This window comes from Thauera sp. 63, from assembly GCF_000310165.2.
Taxonomy (GTDB): domain Bacteria; phylum Pseudomonadota; class Gammaproteobacteria; order Burkholderiales; family Rhodocyclaceae; genus Thauera; species Thauera humireducens.
Genome location: NZ_AMXC01000092.1, coordinates 1 through 407, shown reverse-complemented (window position 1 = coordinate 407; position 407 = coordinate 1). Strand labels below are relative to the sequence as shown.

Genomic DNA, 407 nt, shown 5'->3' with positions numbered 1-407 from the left:
GTGCCGTGGGAGACGCTGCTGCTGTCGACGGTGCTCTACGTGGTGCTGCCGCTCGTGGCCGGCATGGCGACCCGGCACGTGCTCGAACGCCGTTCGGCACAGGCAGTCGCTGAATTCGTCGGCCGGCTGAAGCCTTGGTCCATCGTCGGCCTGATCGCCACCGTGGTGCTGCTGTTCGGTTTCCAGGCACGTACGATCGTGGCGCAACCACTGGTGATCGGCCTGATCGCGTTGCCGCTGCTGGTGCAGAGCTACGGCATCTTCCTGATCGCCTATGTCGCCGCGAAGGCGATGAAGCTGCCGCACAACGTGGCGGGGCCGGCCTGCCTGATCGGTACGTCCAACTTCTTCGAGCTGGCGGTGGCGGTGGCGATCTCGCTGTTCGGGCTGAACTCGGGCGCGGCGCT

1 protein-coding gene is annotated in these 407 nt (G+C 66.6%); it reads left to right on the top strand.

Annotated elements, in window-relative coordinates; genetic code table 11:
- Window positions 1-407: arsenic transporter (locus C664_RS20095; protein ID WP_038012766.1), on the top strand; the 407-nt coding region annotated here is incomplete at both ends.